The sequence below is a fragment of the Barnesiella sp. ET7 genome (assembly GCF_024733785.1).
In the GTDB taxonomy this organism is placed as follows: Bacteria; Bacteroidota; Bacteroidia; order Bacteroidales; family Barnesiellaceae; genus Barnesiella; species Barnesiella merdigallinarum.
The window spans coordinates 26185-46720 of record NZ_JANRHM010000020.1 but is presented as its reverse complement, the minus strand read 5'-3'; the positions used below and the strand labels follow the sequence as shown (position 1 = coordinate 46720).

The following is a 20536-nucleotide window of genomic DNA, read 5'->3' as shown; positions in this document are numbered from 1 at the left end:
GGTTATGCAGGTTTACCGGTAAGTCGAAGGGCCAACGCCTCGGCACAACGCTCGCCGTCGATGGCGGCCGACACGATGCCGCCGGCATATCCGGCACCTTCGCCACAGGGATAGAGCCCTTGCAGGCGAATATGGGTCATCGACTCGCGGTCGCGAGGTATTCGTACCGGCGACGAGGTGCGGGTCTCTACCCCAATCATCACCGCCTCGCGGGTGAGGAACCCGTGTGATACCTTGCCGAAGTGCTTGAATCCCTCCTGCAAACGGGTGACGATGAAGGGGGGCATCCAGAAGTGCAACGGCGAGGCGATAAGCCCCGGCGAATAGGAAGAGCGCGGCAGGTCGTAGGAGTTGCGGCGGTTCACGAAATCGGTCATACGCTGGGCGGGAGCCGTCTGTTTGCAGTTGCCGTTGAGGTAGCACTGACGCTCGAGGTCTTCCTGAAACTTGATGCCGGCCAACACGCCATAGGCCGAGAAGCGGTCGGCAAAATCTTCGGGCTGCAGCTCGACCACCATGCCCGAGTTGGCCCAGACCGAACCGCGGGTCGAAGGCGACATGCCATTGACCACAATCTGTTCGGGCCCGCTGGCGGCCGGCACCACAAAGCCGCCGGGACACATGCAGAAGGAGTAGACCCCCCGCCCGTTCACCTGGGTGACAAAACTGTATTCGGCAGCCGGCAGGTACTTGCCCCGGCCGTGTGGATTGTGATACTGTATGGAGTCTATGAGTTGCTGGGGATGTTCCAGACGCACACCCACGGCGATACCCTTGGCCTCGAGCTCTACCCCCTTGTCGTGCAGCATGTAGTAGACATCGCGGGCCGAGTGGCCGGTGGCCAGAATGACGGGGCCGGTATACTCCCGCCCGTCGGCCGTGACGATGCCCCGCACCTCGTCGCCCTCGATTATGAGGTTATCCATGCGGGTCTCGAAGTGGACTTCGCCCCCCGACTCGACGATGCGGTTGCGCATGCGCTCGATGACGGCGGGCAGTTTGTCGGTGCCGATATGCGGATGAGCATCGGAGAGAATCGATACCGAAGCGCCATGCTGGCAAAAGATTTGCAGAATGCGGTCTACGTTGCCCCGCTTCTTGCTGCGGGTGTAGAGCTTGCCGTCGGAGAAGGCACCTGCCCCACCCTCGCCGAAACTGTAGTTCGACTCGGGGTCGATGCGCTGCTCGCGACTGATGCGGGCAATATCCTTGCGACGGTCGTGCACGTTCTTTCCCCGCTCGACCACGATAGGGCGCACCCCCAGTTCAATCAGACGCAGGGCGGCAAACAATCCGGCCGGGCCGGCTCCTACCACCACTGCCTGCGGCTTACCCGATACATCGCCATAGTCGATGCGGGGAAACTCGTCGTCCTGCGGGAACTCGTTGATGTACAGGCGCACCTTCAAATTGACCATAACGGTGCGCTGGCGAGCGTCGATCGAGCGCTTCAGCACCCGCACGCTCTTCACCGTGCGTATATCTATTCCTTGCTCACGAGCCACATAGGCCGCTATATTCTGTTCGTTGGCAGCCTGCTCGGGCAAAATTCGTAATTGCAATTCCTGAATCATAATCTTCTTTCTGTTTTATCCGAAGAGTTGACGGAAGGCCTCCTCGACCTTGCGCACCGGAATCAACTCGATGGAGAGCTTCGAGGTGTCGAAACCCTTGATGTTGTTCTGCGGGATAAGCATGCGTTTGAATCCCAGCTTCTCGGCCTCGAGGATGCGCTGCTCGATGCGGTTGACGGGACGTATCTCGCCCGAGAGGCCCACCTCGCCGGTCATGCAGGTGCCGGTCTCGATGGCCATATCCATGTTCGACGAGAGGATGGCACTGATGACCCCCAGGTCCATGGCCGGGTCGTTCACCTTGATGCCGCCCGCGATATTGAGGAATACATCTTTCTGAGCCAGTTTGAACCCCACCCGCTTCTCGAGCACGGCCAACAGCATGTTCATGCGCCGCAGGTCGAAACCCGTGGCCGACCGCTGGGGCGTGCCGTATGCGGCGGTGCTCACCAGAGCCTGCGTCTCGATCAGGAAGGGGCGCACCCCCTCGATGGTGACGGCGATGGCTACACCGCTCAACCCCTCGTGGTCTTGCGTGAGCAGCATCTCCGAGGGGTTCGAGACTTCGCGCAAACCGTTCTGCCGCATCTCGTAGATGCCCAGTTCCGACGTGCTGCCGAAACGGTTTTTGATCGAGCGCAATATGCGGTACATGTAATGCCGGTCGCCCTCGAACTGCAGCACCGTGTCGACTATGTGCTCGAGCACCTTGGGGCCGGCAATGCTCCCCTCTTTGTTGATATGCCCCACGAGCAGCACCGGCGTGTTGGTCTGCTTGGCAAACTTCAGCAGCGAGGCGGCACACTCGCGCACCTGCCCTACACTGCCGGGCGACGACTCCATGGCCGTGGTGGCGATGGTCTGTATCGAGTCGATGACCACGATGTCGGGGTCGACGTTGCGGATGTGTACGAAAATATCTTCGAGCGAAGTCTCGCACACGATATAGCAGTCGGGAGCACTGCCGCCAATGCGCTCGGCGCGCAGCTTCAACTGGCGGGCACTCTCCTCGCCCGACACATATAATATTTTATAGCCTTTCAGCCCCAGGACGGTTTGCAGGATAAGGGTCGACTTGCCTATGCCCGGCTCGCCACCGATAAGCACCAGCGACCCGCGCACGAGACCGCCGCCCAGCACCCGGTTGAGTTCGCCGTTTCCCAGGTCGATGCGCGACTCCTCGGTCACCTGTATGTCGTCGATGCGTTGCGGACGCACCCGATTCTCACCCGAGAGGCTGTATCCGCTACCCGACGAGGCGGCAGGCTTCGTGCTCACCACCTCCTCGACGTAGGTATTCCATTCGCCACACACGGGACAACGGCCTATCCATTTGGCCGACTCGGCCCCGCAATTATTGCAATAGTAAACCGATTTTGTCTTTGCCATATTTTACGAAACGATTTGCCTCCGGCGAAACTCGGCACAGGTAATGGCTGCCGCCATGGCGACGTTGAGCGATTCGGAGGTAGGTTGTCCAGCCGGATAGCTGGGGATATAGAGACGGCTCCCGATGTAGGGCTCGAGCTCGGGCGATATGCCGTTGCCCTCGTTGCCCATGACGATGACACCCCGGGGAGTCAGGGTTGAACGATAGAGGTCGACCCCGTCGAGAAAGGTGCCATAGACCGTAGTGCGGTCCATCGAACCGAGAAAATCGGCCAACGGGGTATAGTAAAGGCGCACCCGGGCCAAGGCCCCCATCGTGGCCTGTACCACCTTGGGGTTGTAGAGGTCGGCCGTCTCGGGCGAGCAGACGATGTGCCGGATGCCGAACCAGTCGGCCAGGCGCACGATTGTACCCAGATTGCCAGGGTCCTGCACGGTGTCGAGAGCCAGCACCAGCTCCTGGCGCAGGGCCTCCACATCGAGCCGATAGCGGGGTATGCGGTAGATGGCCATCACGTCGGTGGGGGTCGTGAGTTGCGACACCTTCGCCATCTCCTGCTCGGTCACCTCCTGCGCCGGCCGGTCGAACGCGCGGGCATGCGCATCGATCCACCGGCGGGTAGCCAGCAGCGTGTCACACTCGAAGGCCGCCCAGGTATCCTCGACCAGTTTGTGACCCTCGGCTATGAAACAGCCTTCGTCGCGCCGTCCTTTCTTACGGGCGAGCGATTGTATGCGTTTGATTTGATTTTTACTAAGCATCGCTTATCCGATAATTCGATAACAATAGAGCCCCCCGACCGAGCCCAGCCACGCGTCACGCCCCTCAATCCCGGGCGTTCATAATCCAGGCATTTTCAAAAAGGGGCTGCTCCTTGACCAGTTGCGAGAGGTATTGACGAGCCTCTTCGAAATCGTTGAACGAGGCCACATAGAGCCGCGACTTCCGCGCCGTCTCATAGATGTGCAGGTCGCACGCAACGCCCTGCTGGCGGAAACACTCAATCTGTTTCTCGGCCAATCGTTTGGAGGGAAGCGACGAAACTATGATGTAATAGGTATCGGCAGTAGCGGGTGCATCGGCTGTGATGACCGTCGTCTCCTTGGCGGCAGGAGCAGTTTGCTGCGACTCGGCCCGAGTGTCGGGCACGTCGCCTTCGTCGAGAAGTTGGGCCGTATCGCCGGCCGTACCGAAGAGTTCGGCCGAGAGCAAACCGGCGTAGTTGACGGTGGTATCGGGTGTATGGACGGGCTTCGACAACATCAGCAGAAAAACGATGACCGCCGCAGCTACAGCCACGGCCCGCAACGTGCGACGCGGGAACGAAATGTAGATGCGGTCGGGAGTCTTCGCCTCTTCGACCACGGCCACTTCGTTTTCGACCTCGGGCTCTTCCAGCAGATTCACCTCGACCGGGGCAAACCCAAACCGGGGATATTCGACAAAATTGGCCTCATCGGCACAGAAACTCAACCCGCCGTCGCGCTGTACGAAACGGCCCAGCCGACCCAACCGATATTCGCCATCGGCCTCGATGGCCCGGCGAATGGAGCCGACCTCGCCGTCGAGGGCTTCGCGAGCCTCGTCGTTCGACAGAAAACCGGCACGCATCACCGAGCGGAGCAACCGCTCGTCGTCGCCTGTCTCGCCGGGGAGAAACCCGATACTCCGCACCGGGGGCAAAAACGAACTCCCGTCGGGCAGCAGTCGAGCTTCGCGGTAAGTAACCGTAAACACACCCAACCCGGGCACCGAAACCCGGTCGTTGTGCAGCAACAAATATTCAATATGACGCGCCAGTTCAATCATACAACAAAGGTACGCATTTTCTTTCGTCGGCGCAATAGGTGGGGAAAAAATCTTTACATTCTTTCGGCGGCAATCAGGGTCTGCCTCCTGCACGAAACAGACGAACCTACCCGCTACTCCTCTTGCCGGAGCAACTGCTCGGCCGACTCCCGGTCGTACCCCAGCTCGACAGCCCGCTTCAAATCGGCCTTGGCCGACTCCCGTTCATACCGGGCCAACTTACCCAACGCCCGCAACACATAGACCACCGGGTCGTCGGGGTCGAGCTCCATGGCCTTCTCTATATCCTTGTCGGCCTTGGCATACTGCCCGGCAAAAAGGTAGGCTTCGGCCCGCCCCACATAGAGAATCTCCTTCTCGGGGTTGAACTTGATGACCTGCGAATAGACCTCGATGGCCTCGGGGTAGTAGCCCATCACCTTCAGCAGCGAAGCAAAGCCGATGCGACCGTTGGCACTGGCGGGATTGATTTTGAGCAGCCGCTCGAAGTCGGCCCGGCTCGAAATCGTATCGCCCCGCCCCAGCTCGATAAGTCCCCGCTGGTAGAGGGCATCCTCGTCGGAGTCGTCGATCATCAATATCTGGCTGTAGTCGTTATAGGCCAAGTCGATGCTGTCGATTTCGGAATAGAGGGCCGCCCGGTTGCGCAGCAGCGTGACCGAGTTGGGGGTCATCAGCAGACCATTGGAGTAGCTTCTGAGCGCCTCGTCGTACTTGCCGGCATAGCGCTGCACGGTGCCCAGATTCGACATCAGCAGCGAGTTCTGGCCGTTGGCCGGTTCGGTACGCAACGCACTCAGCAGGGCATGCTCGGCCCCGGCCCAATCCTTGGCCTTGATGCAACTGTCGGCCTTCTCGACCCACTGGTAATAGCTTTGCGCCCACAGCCCCAAAGGCAAGAGTAGAATCAAAAACAGAAATCCAAGTTTTTTCATACCCGATATTTTACCTAACAAAGGTACAGGTTTAGACCTTATTCTCCCACTCCGGGATTCTAAAAAGTACTCAAAAAAAACAGTCCTTGAAAAAATTTCTGTTATTTTTGCGAATTATGAAGAGATTCGATACAATATTCCTTTTCCGCCCGAGCCTTTGGGATCTGTTTTTGCTGGTAGCCGTCGCCTCGCTTCTGACCGCATGCTGCAAAGACGACGAGCCCGAGCCTGTCCCCGTAGACCGCACGGTGCTGGTCTACATGCTCTCCGACAACAGCCTGGGCTACTACGGGTATGACACGCAAAACATCAAAGAAATGCTGCAGGTGGCCCAGGCCGGCGAACTGAACGGCGGCAATCTGATTATCTATCGCGACGGTGGCGACACCAATCCGCAACTGATTCAGATAAAGCGCGATGCCTCGGGGCAGGCCCAAAAGGTGATTGTGAGGGAGTACCCCAACCGCAACTCGGCCACCGGCGAAGTGTTGAGCGCAATCGTCGACGAGACCATCGAGCTGTTCCCCGCCTCGGAGTATGGCCTGATACTCTGGTCGCATAGCACCGGATGGGTGCCGGGCAACTCATCGTTGGCCCTCTCGCGCAAACGGTGGACAGGCCCCCTTACCCGCTCGTTCGGGCAAGACGGCTCAAACTACATGGAGCTCGACGAACTGGCCAGGGCCCTGCCCGACCATCGGTTCCGGTTCATCCTCACCGACGTCTGCTTTATGGGCAGCGTCGAGTGCGCCTACCAGTTGCGCAACAAGACCGACTACTACATAGGCTCGGCTGCCGAGGTGATGGGGACCGGCATGCCCTATACGCTCACCATCCCCCTGCTCTTTGACTACCGGCTCGACCTGAGCAGCGTGTGCCACGCCATCTATACCTACTACGACGGACTCTCGGGGGCCTATCGGACAGCTACCACCAGCCTGATTGACTGCAGCAAACTCGAGGTGCTGGCCGACGCCACACGCACCATCTTCGCAGCCCACAGCGAGGAGGCCGCCCCCGACCTCACCCAGATACAGCACTTCGACCGCCAACGGCCCTACATCTGTTTCGACCTGCGTGACTACCTGTCGAAAATTGCTACGGCCGACGAGATGAGCCTGCTCGACCAGGCCCTGGCCGCTACCGTAATCTACCGGGCGGCTACCCCCTCGATTCTGGAAACAGTGCCCGTCAACACGCACTGTGGCTTGAGCACCTATGCCTTGGGAAGCGGCGACGCAACCCTCGACAGCTACTACACCACCCTCGACTGGTACCAACAGGTCTACCCGATTGCCAATTAAGAAACCAATAAAAACCATTAACCCTATATTTTACGTATGTCTATTCTCAATTCGCTATTGACCTTGTGGGCACAAACGCCCGACCTGCCGGCTCCCGAAGAGGTAGCCCAAACCTGGCAACAAAAGCTCTCGTCGCTTTCGTCGCTTTCGTTCGAACAATTCATGGAGCAAGCCATCTCGGCCATTTTGCACGGTCTGGTGAAGGTAGCCATCGCTCTGGCCGTCTTCTTTATCGGCAAGTGGATTATCAACCGCATCCACAGCTTCGTGGCCAAAGCCTTCGTCCGCCGCAACGTGGAGCTCTCGCTGCGCACCTTCCTGCTGAGCCTCATCCGCATCATACTCATGCTTATCCTCATCGTCATCGTCATCGGTATCCTGGGCATCAACACCAGCTCGTTCCTGGCCATCTTTGCCTCGGCCGGTCTTGCCGTAGGTATGGCACTGAGCGGCACGCTGCAAAACTTTGCCGGCGGGGTGATGATTCTCCTCTTCAAGCCCTACAAGGTGGGCGACTTCATCGAGGCGCAAGGCTACTCGGGTACCGTCAAGGAGATACAGATATTCAACACCATACTCAACACACCCGACAACAAAACCATCATCATACCCAACGGCGGGCTCTCGACCGGCAGCCTCAACAACTACTCGAAAGAGGGGCGCCGCCGCGTAGACTGGAAGATAGGCATCGCCTATGGCGACGACTTCGACACGGCCCGCACGGTCATCCTGCAACTGCTCGCGGCCGACAAACGGGTACTGACCGAACCGGCCCCGTTCGTGGCTCTGAGCAGCCTGGCCGACAGCGCCGTCGAGGTGACCGTTCGCGCCTGGGCTGCCGCCAGCGATTACTGGGGTGTCTATTACGATTTCAACGAGCAGGTATACAAACAGTTCGAGAAGTACAACCTGCACTTCCCCTACCCGCAAGTCGATGTGCACATGATCGACCAATAACCGGTACGACACAAACACATTATCCCCGGGAGGCAACCTGCAAGATGGTTGCCTCCCGTTTTTTTCAAGGAAATAGCCCCCACCCGTATACAACGGTCGGCCGTTTATTCGTATATTCGTGCCCTAAAAAAGAGACGATACGATGATACGCGAGGTTACCCCACACGATGCCGACGCCATTACGGCCATCTACAACGAATATATACTGCACAGCACCATCTCGTTCGAGACCGAACCGCTCACCCCCGAAGCCATGCGCGACCGCATCGTCCACATCGCCGACCACTACCCCTACTTCGTAGCCGAAGAGGCGGGCACCGTAGTCGGATACTGCTATGCCCACCCCTGGAAAGAGCGGGCCGCCTACGGCCACACGCTCGAAACTACCGTATACCTGTCGCCGCTCGGCCAAAACAAGGGACTGGGCCGGCAACTCATGCTCCGCCTCATCGAGGAGTGCCGCCGCCGGGGCTTCCGGGCCTTGATTGCCTGCATCACCGGCAACAACGAGGCCAGCCGCGCCTTCCACCTGCGGCTCGGGTTCGAACAGGTATCGCTCTTCAAAGAGGTAGGCTACAAATTCGACCAATGGCTCGACGTGGTCGATTACGAGTTGCTGCTGGCTCCACAAGCCGCCCCCGACCGAACCGAATAAAGGACGTTAAAATTTTGAAGATTTACAATTTTAATACGCAAAAGCGGTTCAACATTGAATGTCTTTTTATAACTTTACGCCAATAATGAGGTGAAAAAGGACTGTCTGTAAGCAATTACATCTCCTGCTCATTGCTATATAAATGTGGACAAGGCAGATAGCTTGGCCGAGGTCCATTTTTCCCGCTGGACACCATCGGGCTGTCGGACTTTTAACAGCCGGTCGCTGCGGGAACCGAGAGCGATAAAAAATAAAAAAAATATAAATGATAAGTAAATGGAATTACTTACCCCTAACATCCAACCAACAACAGATAGCCCAGAGATTAGAGGCCCGATACCCACGGGTCCCTGCGCTCTGTAAACTACTGACTCAACGAGGGGTAACTTCTGTCGCCGAAGCGGAGAAGTTTTTCAAACCCCAACTGTCCGATCTGCATGACCCGTTCCTCATGCGAGATATGGAGAAAGCGGTAGTTCGGCTCAACCGCGCATTAGGGAGTAAAGAAAAAATTATGATTTATGGCGATTACGACGTGGACGGAACGACGGCCGTATCGCTGGTATACAAGTTCTTGCAGAATTTCTACTCGGGGCTCGACTACTACATCCCCGACCGCTACGACGAGGGTTACGGCATCTCCGACAAGAGTATCGACTATGCCGCCCAGAACGGCATCACGCTCATCATCGCCCTCGATTGCGGCATCAAGGCCGTGGAGAAGATTGCATACGCCAAGAGCAAAGGCATCGACTTCATCATCTGCGACCACCACATGCCCGACGACCAGTTGCCCGACGCCGTGGCTATCCTCAACCCCAAACTCGAGGGAGAGACTTACCCCTACAAACATCTGTCGGGCTGCGGCGTGGGGTACAAGTTCATGCAGGGTTTTGCCCTGAACAACGGCATCGACATAGCCGCCGACCTGGAACCGCTGCTCGACCTGGTGGCCGTGAGCATCGCCTCAGACATCGTGCCCATCACCGGCGAGAACCGCATCCTGGCCTATCACGGCCTCAAGCGGCTCAACTCCAACCCCAGCATGGGACTGCGCGGCATCCTGAAGGTGTGCGGACTGAACAACAAAAACATCACCATCAGCGACATCGTCTTCAAAATCGGGCCCCGCATCAACGCCTCGGGTCGCATGCAGTCGGGCAAAGAGGCGGTAGACCTGCTGGTGGCCAAAGATATGGCCGGCGCCCTCGAAAAGAGCCAGAACATAGACCAGTACAACGAGAACCGCAAGGAGCTCGACAAGCGCATCACCGAAGAGGCCAGCAAGATACTCGAAGAGCATGTCGACATCAACCACCGCAAATCGATTGTCATCTACAACAAGGATTGGCACAAAGGCATCATCGGCATCGTGGCCTCGCGCCTGACCGAACTCTACTACCGCCCGGCCGTGGTGCTCACTCTCTCCGACGGACTGGCTACCGGCTCGGCCCGCTCGGTACAGGGATTCGACATCTACAAGGCGGTGGAGTCGTGCCGCGACCTGCTCGAGAACTTCGGCGGCCACACCTACGCCGTGGGGCTCTCGATGAAGGAGGAGCACATCAAGGAGTTTACCGCCCGCTTCGAGGAGCATGTGGCCAAACACATCCTGCCCGAACAGATGGAACCCCAAATCGACATCGACACCGAAATCGACTTCAACGAAATCACCTCCGAGTTCTTCGCGCTGCTCAAGCAATTCAACCCCTTCGGACCCGGTAACCAGAAGCCCATTTTCAGCACCCGGCACGTGACCGACTATGGCACGAGCCGGCTCGTGGGCAAGAAAAACGAACACGTGAAACTGGAGTTGGTCGATAGCAAGTCCAAGAATATCATGAACGGCATCGCCTTCAACATGAGCCGTCACTTCGACCACATCAAGGCAGGCAAACCGTTCGACATCTGCTACACCATCGAAGAGAATACCCACAACAGCGGATCGATACAACTCTTTATCAAAGATATACGCCCCTCGGAATAACCGAGCGGAGGCTAAACCGCATCACGGCAGAGGCACGGCAACCGACCCGGATACCGTGCCTCTGCTGTTTTTATCGGCTTCCGCTATCATGCCAGGACCCCTACCGATTTGCGGCTTTGCTCCAATTTTCGTCACCCGATTTCTATATCGTAATAGATAAAATTGTATTTTTGCAGTCGATTTTCAAGGAAAGGCATGCAAGAGCTTATCTACGAAATATTGAAGAAGTATTGGGGATACGACCGTTTCCGCCCTATGCAAGAGGAGATTATCACCTCGCTGCTCGACGGACACGACACGCTGGGACTCATGCCTACCGGCGGGGGCAAGTCGCTCACCTTCCAGGTACCCACCCTCTGTCGCGAAGGGCTCTGCCTTGTCATCACTCCCCTCGTGGCCCTGATGAAAGACCAGGTCGACAACCTGCGCGCCCGGGGCATACGAGCCGCCTGTATCCACGCGGGCATGTCGCGCCGCGAGATGGTGGTCACCTTCGACAACTGCCTCTACGGACGATTCAAGTTTCTCTACATCTCACCCGAACGCATCGACACCGAGCTCTTCACGGCCCGCATCAAGGGGTTGCCGGTCTCGTTTATCGTCGTTGACGAGGCACACTGCATTTCGCAATGGGGCTACGACTTCCGCCCCGCCTACCTGAAGATTGCCCAGATACGCCACACCCTGCCTCACGTTCCCGTGCTGGCACTCACCGCCACGGCTACTCCGCGCGTGGCCGAGGATATACAACAGAAACTCGACTTTCACGACGGGCGCGTATTCCGCACCCCCTTCACCCGCCCCAACATCTCGTATGTCGTGCGGCAGGGCGAGGACAAGATGCAGCAACTGCTGCGCATCCTCACCCGGGTGCCCGGCAGCGCCATCGTCTATGTGCGCAACCGCAAGCGCACCAAAGAGGTGGCCGAGGCGTTGACGCGGGCCGGCATCTCGGCCGACTACTACCACGCCGGTCTGGGACAGGAGGAGAAGAACGAGAAGCAGCGCCGGTGGAAAGAGAACGAGACGCGGGTGATGGTATCGACCAACGCCTTCGGCATGGGTATAGACAAGCCCGATGTGCGGGTGGTGGTGCATCTCGACATGCCCAACGCTCCCGAAGAGTATTTTCAGGAGGCAGGCCGGGCCGGTCGTGACGGGGCCCGCGCCTACGCCGTGCTGCTCTATGCCCGGCGCGACAAGGCCAACCTGCACAAGCGACTCACCGAGGAGTTTCCCGACAAGGAGTTTGTGCTGAAGGTCTACGAGCGGGTGAGCAACTTCCTCGAGATTGCCCTCGGTTGCGGCATGGATTCGATATTCGAGTTCAACCTGAAGCGCTTCTGCACCACCTTCAACTACACCGCCACGCCGGTGCTCAATGCCTTGAAGATACTCACCATATCGGGCTACATCGAGTTTATCGAAGAGACCGACACCCTCTCACGCGTGATGATTCTGGTGCACCGGGAGGAGCTCTACAACCTGCGCGACTGCGACCCGCAGACCGACCGCGTGCTGCAATGTCTGTTGCGCTCCTACACCGGGCTCTTTGCCGACTACATATACATTCACGAAGATCTGCTGGCCCAGCGGCTCGGCATCGACCAGCATGCCGTCTACGAAGCACTGCTCAAGCTGAACCGTCTGCATGTGCTCCACTACGTGCCCCGGCGGCGCACCCCCTACATCGTCTACACCCGCGAACGCATGGAACCCCGCTACGTGCACATCACCCGCGAGGCCTACGAAGAGCGACGCAAACGCATGGCCGACCGCATCGAGAGCATGATTACCTATGCCACCTCGACCCGCTGCCGGCAACAGATGCTGCTCGAATACTTCGGCGAGAAAAGCGACTACGAGTGTGGCTGTTGCGACAACTGCATCGAACGGCGCAAACACGAGCGCCCCTCGATACAGCGCCCTGCACAGATAGCCCGGGCCGTGCAGCAGGTAATCGGCACCGACACCGTGAGCCGCAACCGGATAGTCGACTCGCTCCCCTATCCCGAGGACGAAGTGATCGAAGCCCTGCGCTTCCTGCGAGATGAAGGATTCGTCGTCTGCGAAGACGAAATTCATTATAGAAACAAGGAATAAAAAGAGATAAAAAAAGATTTAGGTATTTAGGTATTAACAAGTAAGGTTTTAAGAAAATGATTAAAGGTTTTTGCTACATCATGCTCTTCTATGTACTGGGAGAGATGGTAAGCCTGCTCATCGGGAAACTCATTCCCGGCAGCGTGTGCGGCATGATACTGCTGTTCCTGGCACTCACCCTCAAGTGGGTACGTCCGCGCGACGTCGACAAGGCCGCCTCGGCCCTCACCCGCAACATGGCCCTCTTCTTCGTCCCCGCCAGCATCGGACTCATGCACGAGTACAAGATACTCATGAGCAACTGGGTGGTCCTGCTCACCGTCTCGGTAGTGACTACACTGCTGGTCATCATCGTGGTAGGAGTCACCGAAGAGCATCTCGACCGCAAACTGTCGCGCAAGAAAGGAGGGGTTGAGCAATGAACGCCATATTCTCCTCCACGCCCTTCATCCTGCTGCTGGTTCTGGGCTGCTATCTGGCCGGTTGCAAACTGCATCAGAAAAAACATATCGCCCTCTTTCACCCCCTGCTGGTAGCTATGGTGCTCATCATCGCGCTACTCTCGCTGCTCGACATCGACTACGACACCTTCTGCGCCGGCAGCAGCTTCATCAGCTTTCTGCTGGGCCCCTCGGTCGTTGCCCTGGGATATGCACTCTACGAACAGATCGAGCAGATACGGGGCAAAGAGATTCCCGTGCTCACGGCCGTCTTTGCCGGAGGTATCGTGGGCATCGTGAGTGTCATCGCCATCTGCCGCATAATGGGAGTCGACGAAGCCATCACCTCGTCGCTGCAACCCAAGTCGGTTACGATACCCATCGCCATCTCTCTCTCGGAGCATTCGCACGGCATCCCCTCGCTCACGGCCGTCATCGTATTTGGTTGCGGATTGCTGGGCGGCATCATCGGCCCGGCCGTACTCGACCGCTGCCACGTCAACAGCCGCGTAGCCCGCGGTCTGGCTCTGGGTTCGGCCGCCCACGGACTGGGTACCGCCCGCGCCATCGAGCTGGGAGCCGTCGAAGGTGCCATCAGTGGCTTGGCCATCGGTCTGATGGGTGTCATCACCTCGCTCCTCATCCCGGTGTTCGAGACCCTCATGCGCTGACAATCAATCCCACGACCGTGAGTCATGGGCCCCAGAGCGAAAAATAAATAGAATATTTTGGGGCTAACCCTTGTATATTCCAATAAAAGGCGCTATCTTTGCAACGCTTTTACAAAAAGCACCAAGGTTAGATTCGCTAGCTCAGCTGGTAGAGCACAACACTTTTAATGTTGGGGTCCTGGGTTCGAGCCCCAGGCGGATCACCGAAAAGCCAGACACTCCGATAATCGACCGATTACCGGAGTGTCGCTTTTTAAAAGTCCCCTATTATTCTCGCCGAGGCGGGGCAGTAAGTTCTCCCGCCCAGCTTGAAAAGAGTATCCCCTCTGTCTCAATCCAAAGCCCGAAAGTTGAAATCGGACTTATTGCAACAGGCCTTTTGATAGTCAAATCCATAGAGACGCATGTACGCCTCTTTGATCTCTTTGGCCCCGTTGTAGAACGGATCGGCGGTGTGTAGCTGAGTGGTTACGGTTACCTCCATTTCGGGAGTCAATACGGTGCCGTTTACCCGTTTGATTTTTTTCGGCGTTACTTTAAATACCCTTGACATATCGGTTTTTCGTTTTAAGTGAAACATTTTTGATTAACGATATGACAAAGGTAACCCCACCGATATGCCGGAACGAAGCACAGGTGAAAGCATTTTACCAAATTTATTCCAAGGGCTTATTTCCTTGTTTCAACAAAGATATCCCCTCCTCTATCGGGAGTGTCGGGTGGTATCGTTGCCATACCTCCCGGGCCAACTCGCACATTCGCTTTTTGACCCACTCGGGCTCGACCACCTCTATCTGCCCCGCCTGCTGCAACAGCAGTTGCATGAAGTCGAAGGTAGGGCGTACCTGCAACTCGAAGGTAATCGACTTGTCGTCGCGGGCTATTTCGCGCTGCGACGCATGCAGCGGCAGAGTCTTGATATACCAGCGGGCCCAGTCGTAGGTCTTGATGACTACCCGGTCTATCCCTATATCGTCATCGGCCATAATGCCTACACACCCCTCGAAATAGTGGTCGATGTCGAAATCGGCAGGTAGATCGAAGAGCTTGTCGGTAATCTTGACGCTCAGCATGCGGTCGAGTGCATAGGTGTAAATAGTGTTGTATTTAGGACTGCGCCCGATGAGATACCAGCGACGACGAACCACCTTGAGGTGATAGGGCTCAACCTCGAAAGTATAGGCAGTCGGCTTGTTGAAGGACTGATATTCCAACTCGACCACCCGATTCTTGCGCATCGCCTGCAGGAGGATTTGCAGGTAACGGCTGCCCGAGGGTATCTGCTCGAACGAGATGCGGCTCTGCAAATGGCTGTCGGCCTGCACCTGGTTGAGGGTGGCATACGAGTCGATGAGCCACGAGCGCAGGTTGTTGCCCTGCAGCTCGTCGTCGGCTATGTAGTAGCCATAGCCGGCCTTGGGGTCGCACTCGACAATCACATCGAAGATGGTCTCGATGGCCTCCTTGTGGTTCATAAAGGTACGCCACGGGAGGCACTTGCCGTCGCCCAGGCCCGAGTCGGCCCAGGCTTCGCTTATCTGCCGGAAGGTAATGCGGGGGTGATTTTTAATGAGATCGACCAGCCATATATATCGGCCGAATTTGTTAGCTGCCATAGAGGTTAATGAATTATATTGGGTGAAGTTACGGTTTTGTTATGAAAAAATCAAGCATAGCCTTTATCGATTGAAGCCAATCTTTCCGCTCGACCCGCCCCGGCCTATCTTCTCCTCGTTACAGATTCGGATAAGATTCTCCCACGAGGGGGCAGTGCCGTCGACCACCTCGGTCAGGGTCACCTTGCGCACGATGTTGTCTATCTCGCCACCGCTGAAGTTGTAGGTCGCGGCCAGCCGGGTAGCCTGCTCGTCGGTGAGCACGGGCAGTTTGTCGAGCCAGATGTTTCGCTTGGCCTCGACCGAAGGCTTGTTGAAACGTATCTTGAAGAGGAAGCGCCGCTCAAAAGCCTTGTCGAGATTATCGACCAGATTGGTCGTCGCAATCAGAATCCCGTCGAGCGTCTCCATCTCTTCGAGAATAATGTTTTGGATGGCATTCTCGGTCTGATCGATGCTACCCCTTCCCGTCAGATTCTGGCGGGTGGAAAAGAGGGCATCGGCCTCGTTGAACAACAGGATAGGCTTTTGTGCCGAGTGCTTGCATATGCTGCGATAACGGGTAAATATCTGCTTGACTATCTTCTCGCTCTCGCCATACCACATGCTCTTGGAGGCGCTTATATCGACATGCACAATATCGCGCCCCGACTGACGGGCCCACTGCATGACCGACTCGGTTTTACCCGTGCCCGGCTCTCCATACAGCAAGACGGCGATTCCCCGGGGGAGCAATTTGGCCTCGAGGCGGTCGACCAATGCCCGATAGTTCTCTTCGTTCAACACGTTGCCTACCAGCGACAGCTGCTCCTGCTCTTCAGGCGAAAAGAAGAGCCGTTTTTCCCGAATACCGGATGCCCGAATCAACTCCTTGTCATCGATCTTCTCCACAAAAAACCGGGCATCCTCTCCGAAATAGAGCTCTTTCCCCCGGTCGGTGAGTATCAGTTTCGTCTGTTTCCCGAAGAAACTGCTCTCGGTTACCATCTCGATCAGATCGAGCCGCTGCAACTTGTGAGACCCACTTTTGAAGAGGCTCAAATTGGCACTGCAATCTTTCGGGGAATAGATAAGATTCAACACCATGGGCAGCTCAACCCCCGATCCATCGATGCAACCTTCGCACGCCAGATAGAACAAGATTCTGTAACCGGGCTCTTCAATCAGGTTCTGCACTTTGGCCAGGCAGGAGATGTGATGGTTATCCTTCTCCATCGCAACCAGTTTTGCTTCCATTCTATAGGTATCCCTCGCGGTTTTGGTTCCACGCCTGGAGCGGTCGACATACTCCTCGACCATTTTCGCAAAGCCATAACAATCGCTCTCTACATTCGTCTTGAGCCGCTCAAAATCTTCACCCAGGAAAAGGCGCTCCCCTGCGGTTGTAAGTTCCAGATACTCCTTGTCTACCAGCTCCATCAATCCGGCGACAACCAGCGGATGTTCTCTGGAGAGTAAAGCATGCTTTGCCTGTAAGCGTGCCCCATAGTTCTTATAGATATCTTCCAGAATATCATCCACATCCGAACTGTTATTCTCGGTAAAACCGAAACACAGTTTATAAAAGATTGCTCGCTCATCCAGTTGAGGCACTACACCCTTCAACTCTTTCACCAGCGACATCCCGGCATTATCCCGCTCCAGAAACTCGATACATTTCAGAGAATCAACATCAGAAGAATTTCGATTTTGCAGCACCGTGTCGACCGCCTCGCAAAAGTCATATTGATTAAACGCATTTCCCGGCATATACTCTTTCGGATGGGGCATCTTGTTTTCCAGGATAGACTCGATTACATAATCGGGTATTATGAACATCTGTTCTACCACTCGAAATTCACTCCTGTTGGTCTGTACCACCAGATGCTTTCGAACCAACGACCGGATAGCCACTACATACTCCATCATCTGCAACAGCGTACAACCGAAGTAAGCGACCAGGTCGTTCAAGTCGTTCTTCCGCCCTCCGCATCCACAATCAAAAAGAGCCGTAAAGACAACAGCCTCATCCACATTATCCAAATGAAAGCGAGCCTGCACCTCGCCCAACAACCCCGAAAGCTCTTCCCCGGTAAGTCCCTTGAGTTTCCGATTGTGCAATTTCGAAGCCGTCAGTTTAAGCAGTTGAATCATCGTTCTTTCCATACTTTTCTAAATTTATGCCACAAAGTTACATATGGACATATGCCAAAATATAGCATAGGTTTGGAGAGATGCGAAATTTTTTCATATCCCGGCAACAGCTTCACCGCCATCCCTGTACGCACCGAGGGCAACCTGTCGGCCAGATAGACCGACGGGTCGCCCTCGGAGAAAACGGGATAGGTAACCAGGTACCTACTCCAGTATGTCGGCCGGAGCCAGAGGCATGTAGGGACCGTCTTTCACCTCGAAGATGACGGTACCGCTGCACAACACCTCGATGGTGTGCCACTGCCCGCGGGAAATGTTCACGCCATAGGCTCCCTTCGTGGGATCGAGTTCGTAATGGGCCGTCACCTGACGGTCCTCGTTGTAGAAGTCGACATTGAGCCGGCCCCGCAACACGACATAGGTCTCGGCCGTGTGCATGTGGCGGTGTATGGGCAACACCGTGCCCGGCTCGAGCGCATTGAGCAGACGTTGCGCAGGGGCGTCGAGCGTCTCGTGAAAGTTGTAGTTTATGCGCAACCGGGGGCTGGCCTGGGCTTCGGCCGTCACCTGGTCGAGCAATTTCTCGTCGATAATCATTTTTTAGCTCCTTTCTTTTTGTAGTTTTCGATGGTTCCGAAGAGGTCGTTCATACACTTGTCTCTTCTGAAATGGCGCTGGTAGTAGTGGTATCCGTTGCGCCCCTTCTGCTCGAGCTCCTGCTTGGGGACCCGCGAAATGGAGAGCACGAGGCGCACCATCTTGTCGATAGAGTCGGCATTGGCACCATAGCCGCACCGCGCCTCGCGGACCACCGACTGGGCCTCGCCGTTGGCCATCACCAGCACGGGCTTGGCATTGAGCATATAGGCCTGCAGCTTGGCCGGCAGGGTCACATTGAATGCGTTGTTGTTGCAGAGCGAGAGCAACATGATGTCGGCTTTCTTGAAAAAGGCCGACATGTACTCTATCGGATAGCGTTTGTAGAGATGGACCGTATCTTCCATTTCGCGGCTCTGCACAAACTGCTGCACCCACTTCTTCTTGCGGCCGTCGCCGATGAAAATCCACTGGATGCGTTTGTCGTCCTTCAACCGCTCGGCCACACGCATCACGTTCTCGAGGTTCTGGGCCTCGCCCAGATTCCCGGCAAACATGATGCGGAACCCATCGGGCAACGGGGGCAGCTGATCTTCGCTCACCTCATCGCCCTGCAAGGCATCTTCACCCCAGTTGGGCAAGTCCTCGATGCAGTCGTTGCGCACGCCGCGCTGCTGCAACAGCGACCGCACGCCGGGGGCCGCGATAAAGATCTTGTGACAGTTGCGATATATGCGGCGCATGATTTTGTCGACGATGCCAATGATGTATTTGTTGGTGATGCCACCGGCTGCCAGACTCTCGGGCCACACATCGAGCAGCCAGAAGTAGATGGGTATGTGCTGTATCTTCTTGGCCAGCACGGCGGGAATGCCGATAAAGGCCGGCGAAAGTTCCTGCACGAAGATGAAATCGAACTTCTTGCGGAGCACGATGCTCAACGTATAGATAAAGGTGAAGAAGAGGCTCGACACGTAGTTGAGCACCATGCGTATGGCCCGGCCGTTGCCGCGCGGGATGACCGGCACGCGTATCACGTTCACCCCGTTGACTACCTCGCGCCGGCGGCGCCACATGCCATACCCGTCGTAGAAACGGCCCTGCGGGTAGTTGGGGATACAGGTGATGACCGTAACCTCGTAGCCCCGCTTCACCATCTCGAAGGCTACGTCGTTACCCCTGAAGGTCTCGGGGTAAAAATAGTTGGTCAAAAGCAGACAGCGCTTACCTTTCACTCCAGACGACTCGCTTGACATAATCGGTATAGGATAAGATGATTCGTACTACCTTGTCGCTCACGTTGGGTATCGAGTAATCGGCTACCGGGCGGAAGTTGCGGTGCTCGAGATTCTGGTCCTGCAACTCGGCCAACCCTTGCATCACCCGCTCGGGATTGAGACCCACCATCATCACCGAGGCCTCCTCCATCGCTTCGGGACGCTCGTGCGCCTCGCGGATATTCAGGGCCCGGAAGTTGAGAATCGACGACTCTTCGCTGATGGTGCCGCTATCGGAGATGACCGCCCGGGCATTGAGTTGCAGCTTGTTGTAATCGCTCAATCCCATCGGTTTCATCAACCGCACCAAGGGGTCGAATTCGACCCCGGTCTGTTCGATTCGCTTGCGGGTGCGGGGGTGGGTCGACACGATAACCGGATAGCCGTACTCCCGGGCAATGCCGTTCAGAATCGTCACCAGATTGCCGAAGTTGCGGTCGCTCGAGATATTCTCCTCGCGATGAGCCGAGACCACGAAGTAACGGTCGCGCTCGAGCCCCAATGTCTCGAGTATGGTCGACGCCTCGATCTTGGGCAGGTAGCGGTTCAGCACCTCGTACATGGGGCTGCCGGTCTTGATTACGCGGTCGGCCGGGATGCCCTCGTGCAGCAGGTATTCACGGGCGATGCTGCTGTATGTCATGTTGATGTCGGAGATATGGTCTACAATCTTGCGGTTGCTCTCCTCGGGGACCCGTTGGTCGAAGCAGCGATTACCGGCCTCCATGTGGAAGATGGGGATGTGCCGCTTCTTGGCCGCAATGGCACAGAGGCACGAATTGGTATCGCCCAGCACCAGGAAGGCGTCGGGCTTGACCTGCTCGAGCACGGGGTCGATGTTGATCAATATCTGCCCGGCCGTAGAGGTAGCGTTGTTGCCCGCCGCATTGAGGAAGTAGTCGGGCTTGCGCAATCCCAGGTCCTGGAAAAATATCTCGTTCAACTCATAGTCGTAGTTCTGGCCGGTATGTACCAGCACATGGTCTATGGCTGGACTGGCGTCCAGTTTCTGCAACACGCACGAAAGTCGGATGATTTCGGGTCGTGTGCCCACCACAGTAAGCACTTTCAAAGGTTTCATAATCTTA

The 20536-nt window shown here is 56.6% G+C and carries 18 protein-coding genes and 1 tRNA gene; 8 read left to right on the top strand and 11 right to left on the bottom strand.

Annotated features, from left to right (window positions below):
• Nucleotides 1–2 precede the first annotated feature (2 nt).
• The 5 genes from NW211_RS11895 to NW211_RS11875 form a co-directional block, all read right to left on the bottom strand.
• Complete coding sequence (locus tag NW211_RS11895; RefSeq protein WP_258327962.1) at nt 3–1574, bottom strand: NAD(P)/FAD-dependent oxidoreductase; 1572 nt, start codon at nt 1572–1574, stop codon at nt 3–5.
• A 15-nt stretch (nt 1575–1589) separates the two neighbouring features.
• Nucleotides 1590–2963 carry a DNA repair protein RadA gene (gene radA / locus NW211_RS11890; protein WP_087409147.1) on the bottom strand — a complete coding sequence of 458 codons (1374 nt, stop codon included), beginning with the start codon at nt 2961–2963 and terminating at the stop codon, nt 1590–1592.
• A gap of 3 nt (nt 2964–2966) precedes the next feature.
• Nucleotides 2967–3725 carry an RNA methyltransferase gene (locus tag NW211_RS11885; RefSeq protein ID WP_087409148.1) on the bottom strand — a complete coding sequence of 253 codons (759 nt, stop codon included), beginning with the start codon at nt 3723–3725 and terminating at the stop codon, nt 2967–2969.
• Nucleotides 3726–3789: 64 nt separating this feature from the next.
• Nucleotides 3790–4773 (bottom strand): hypothetical protein, encoded by a 984-nt coding sequence (locus tag NW211_RS11880; RefSeq protein ID WP_258327961.1) that lies wholly within the window; start codon nt 4771–4773, stop codon nt 3790–3792.
• A 113-nt stretch (nt 4774–4886) separates the two neighbouring features.
• Nucleotides 4887–5708 carry a lipopolysaccharide assembly protein LapB gene (locus NW211_RS11875; RefSeq protein WP_087409150.1) on the bottom strand — a complete coding sequence of 274 codons (822 nt, stop codon included), beginning with the start codon at nt 5706–5708 and terminating at the stop codon, nt 4887–4889.
• Nucleotides 5709–5824: 116 nt separating this feature from the next.
• Between NW211_RS11875 and NW211_RS11870 the strand changes: the two genes are divergently transcribed.
• The 8 genes from NW211_RS11870 to NW211_RS11835 all read left to right on the top strand — a co-directional run bounded on the left by NW211_RS11870 (nt 5825) and on the right by NW211_RS11835 (nt 14028).
• On the top strand, nt 5825–7012 hold the full coding sequence (locus NW211_RS11870; RefSeq protein ID WP_258327960.1) for a clostripain-related cysteine peptidase: 1188 nt from the start codon (nt 5825–5827) through the stop codon (nt 7010–7012).
• A gap of 36 nt (nt 7013–7048) precedes the next feature.
• Nucleotides 7049–7969 (top strand): mechanosensitive ion channel family protein, encoded by a 921-nt coding sequence (locus tag NW211_RS11865; RefSeq protein ID WP_087409152.1) that lies wholly within the window; start codon nt 7049–7051, stop codon nt 7967–7969.
• A 142-nt stretch (nt 7970–8111) separates the two neighbouring features.
• Entirely contained in the window at nt 8112–8624 is a 513-nt protein-coding gene (locus tag NW211_RS11860) for a GNAT family N-acetyltransferase (protein ID WP_258327959.1), read from the top strand.
• A gap of 265 nt (nt 8625–8889) precedes the next feature.
• Complete coding sequence (recJ, locus tag NW211_RS11855) at nt 8890–10611, top strand: single-stranded-DNA-specific exonuclease RecJ (protein WP_258327958.1); 1722 nt, start codon at nt 8890–8892, stop codon at nt 10609–10611.
• A gap of 195 nt (nt 10612–10806) precedes the next feature.
• Nucleotides 10807–12714 carry an ATP-dependent DNA helicase RecQ gene (locus NW211_RS11850; RefSeq protein ID WP_258327957.1) on the top strand — a complete coding sequence of 636 codons (1908 nt, stop codon included), beginning with the start codon at nt 10807–10809 and terminating at the stop codon, nt 12712–12714.
• A gap of 56 nt (nt 12715–12770) precedes the next feature.
• Nucleotides 12771–13136: a CidA/LrgA family protein gene (locus NW211_RS11845; protein WP_143240964.1), complete on the top strand. Its 366-nt coding sequence runs from the start codon at nt 12771–12773 to the stop codon at nt 13134–13136.
• Nucleotides 13133–13825, top strand: coding sequence for an LrgB family protein (locus tag NW211_RS11840; RefSeq protein WP_258327956.1), 693 nt, complete (start codon nt 13133–13135; stop codon nt 13823–13825). The genes NW211_RS11845 and NW211_RS11840 overlap by 4 nt, the downstream gene beginning before the upstream one ends.
• Before the next feature lie 130 nt (nt 13826–13955).
• Nucleotides 13956–14028, top strand: a tRNA-Lys gene (locus NW211_RS11835).
• 128 nt (nt 14029–14156) lie between these two features.
• Here the strand turns inward: NW211_RS11835 and NW211_RS11830 are convergent.
• The 6 genes from NW211_RS11830 to wecB all read right to left on the bottom strand — a co-directional run bounded on the left by NW211_RS11830 (nt 14157) and on the right by wecB (nt 20529).
• Nucleotides 14157–14378 (bottom strand): DUF6140 family protein, encoded by a 222-nt coding sequence (locus NW211_RS11830; protein WP_258327955.1) that lies wholly within the window; start codon nt 14376–14378, stop codon nt 14157–14159.
• Nucleotides 14379–14481: 103 nt separating this feature from the next.
• Nucleotides 14482–15441, bottom strand: a complete 960-nt coding sequence (locus tag NW211_RS11825) for a YafY family protein (protein WP_258327954.1) — start codon at nt 15439–15441, stop codon at nt 14482–14484.
• 63 nt (nt 15442–15504) lie between these two features.
• A complete protein-coding gene (locus tag NW211_RS11820; RefSeq protein WP_258327953.1) occupies nt 15505–17586 on the bottom strand; it encodes an ATP-binding protein in 2082 nt (693 codons plus the stop codon).
• Between the two features lie 192 nt (nt 17587–17778).
• A complete protein-coding gene (locus tag NW211_RS11815) occupies nt 17779–18171 on the bottom strand; it encodes a WbuC family cupin fold metalloprotein (RefSeq protein ID WP_258327952.1) in 393 nt (130 codons plus the stop codon).
• Entirely contained in the window at nt 18168–19382 is a 1215-nt protein-coding gene (locus tag NW211_RS11810) for a glycosyltransferase family 4 protein (protein WP_158096871.1), read from the bottom strand. Before NW211_RS11810 ends, NW211_RS11815 begins: the two co-directional genes overlap by 4 nt.
• Nucleotides 19383–19395: 13 nt before the next feature.
• Nucleotides 19396–20529, bottom strand: a complete 1134-nt coding sequence (gene wecB, locus NW211_RS11805; RefSeq protein WP_258327951.1) for a non-hydrolyzing UDP-N-acetylglucosamine 2-epimerase — start codon at nt 20527–20529, stop codon at nt 19396–19398.
• Nucleotides 20530–20536 lie beyond the last annotated feature (7 nt).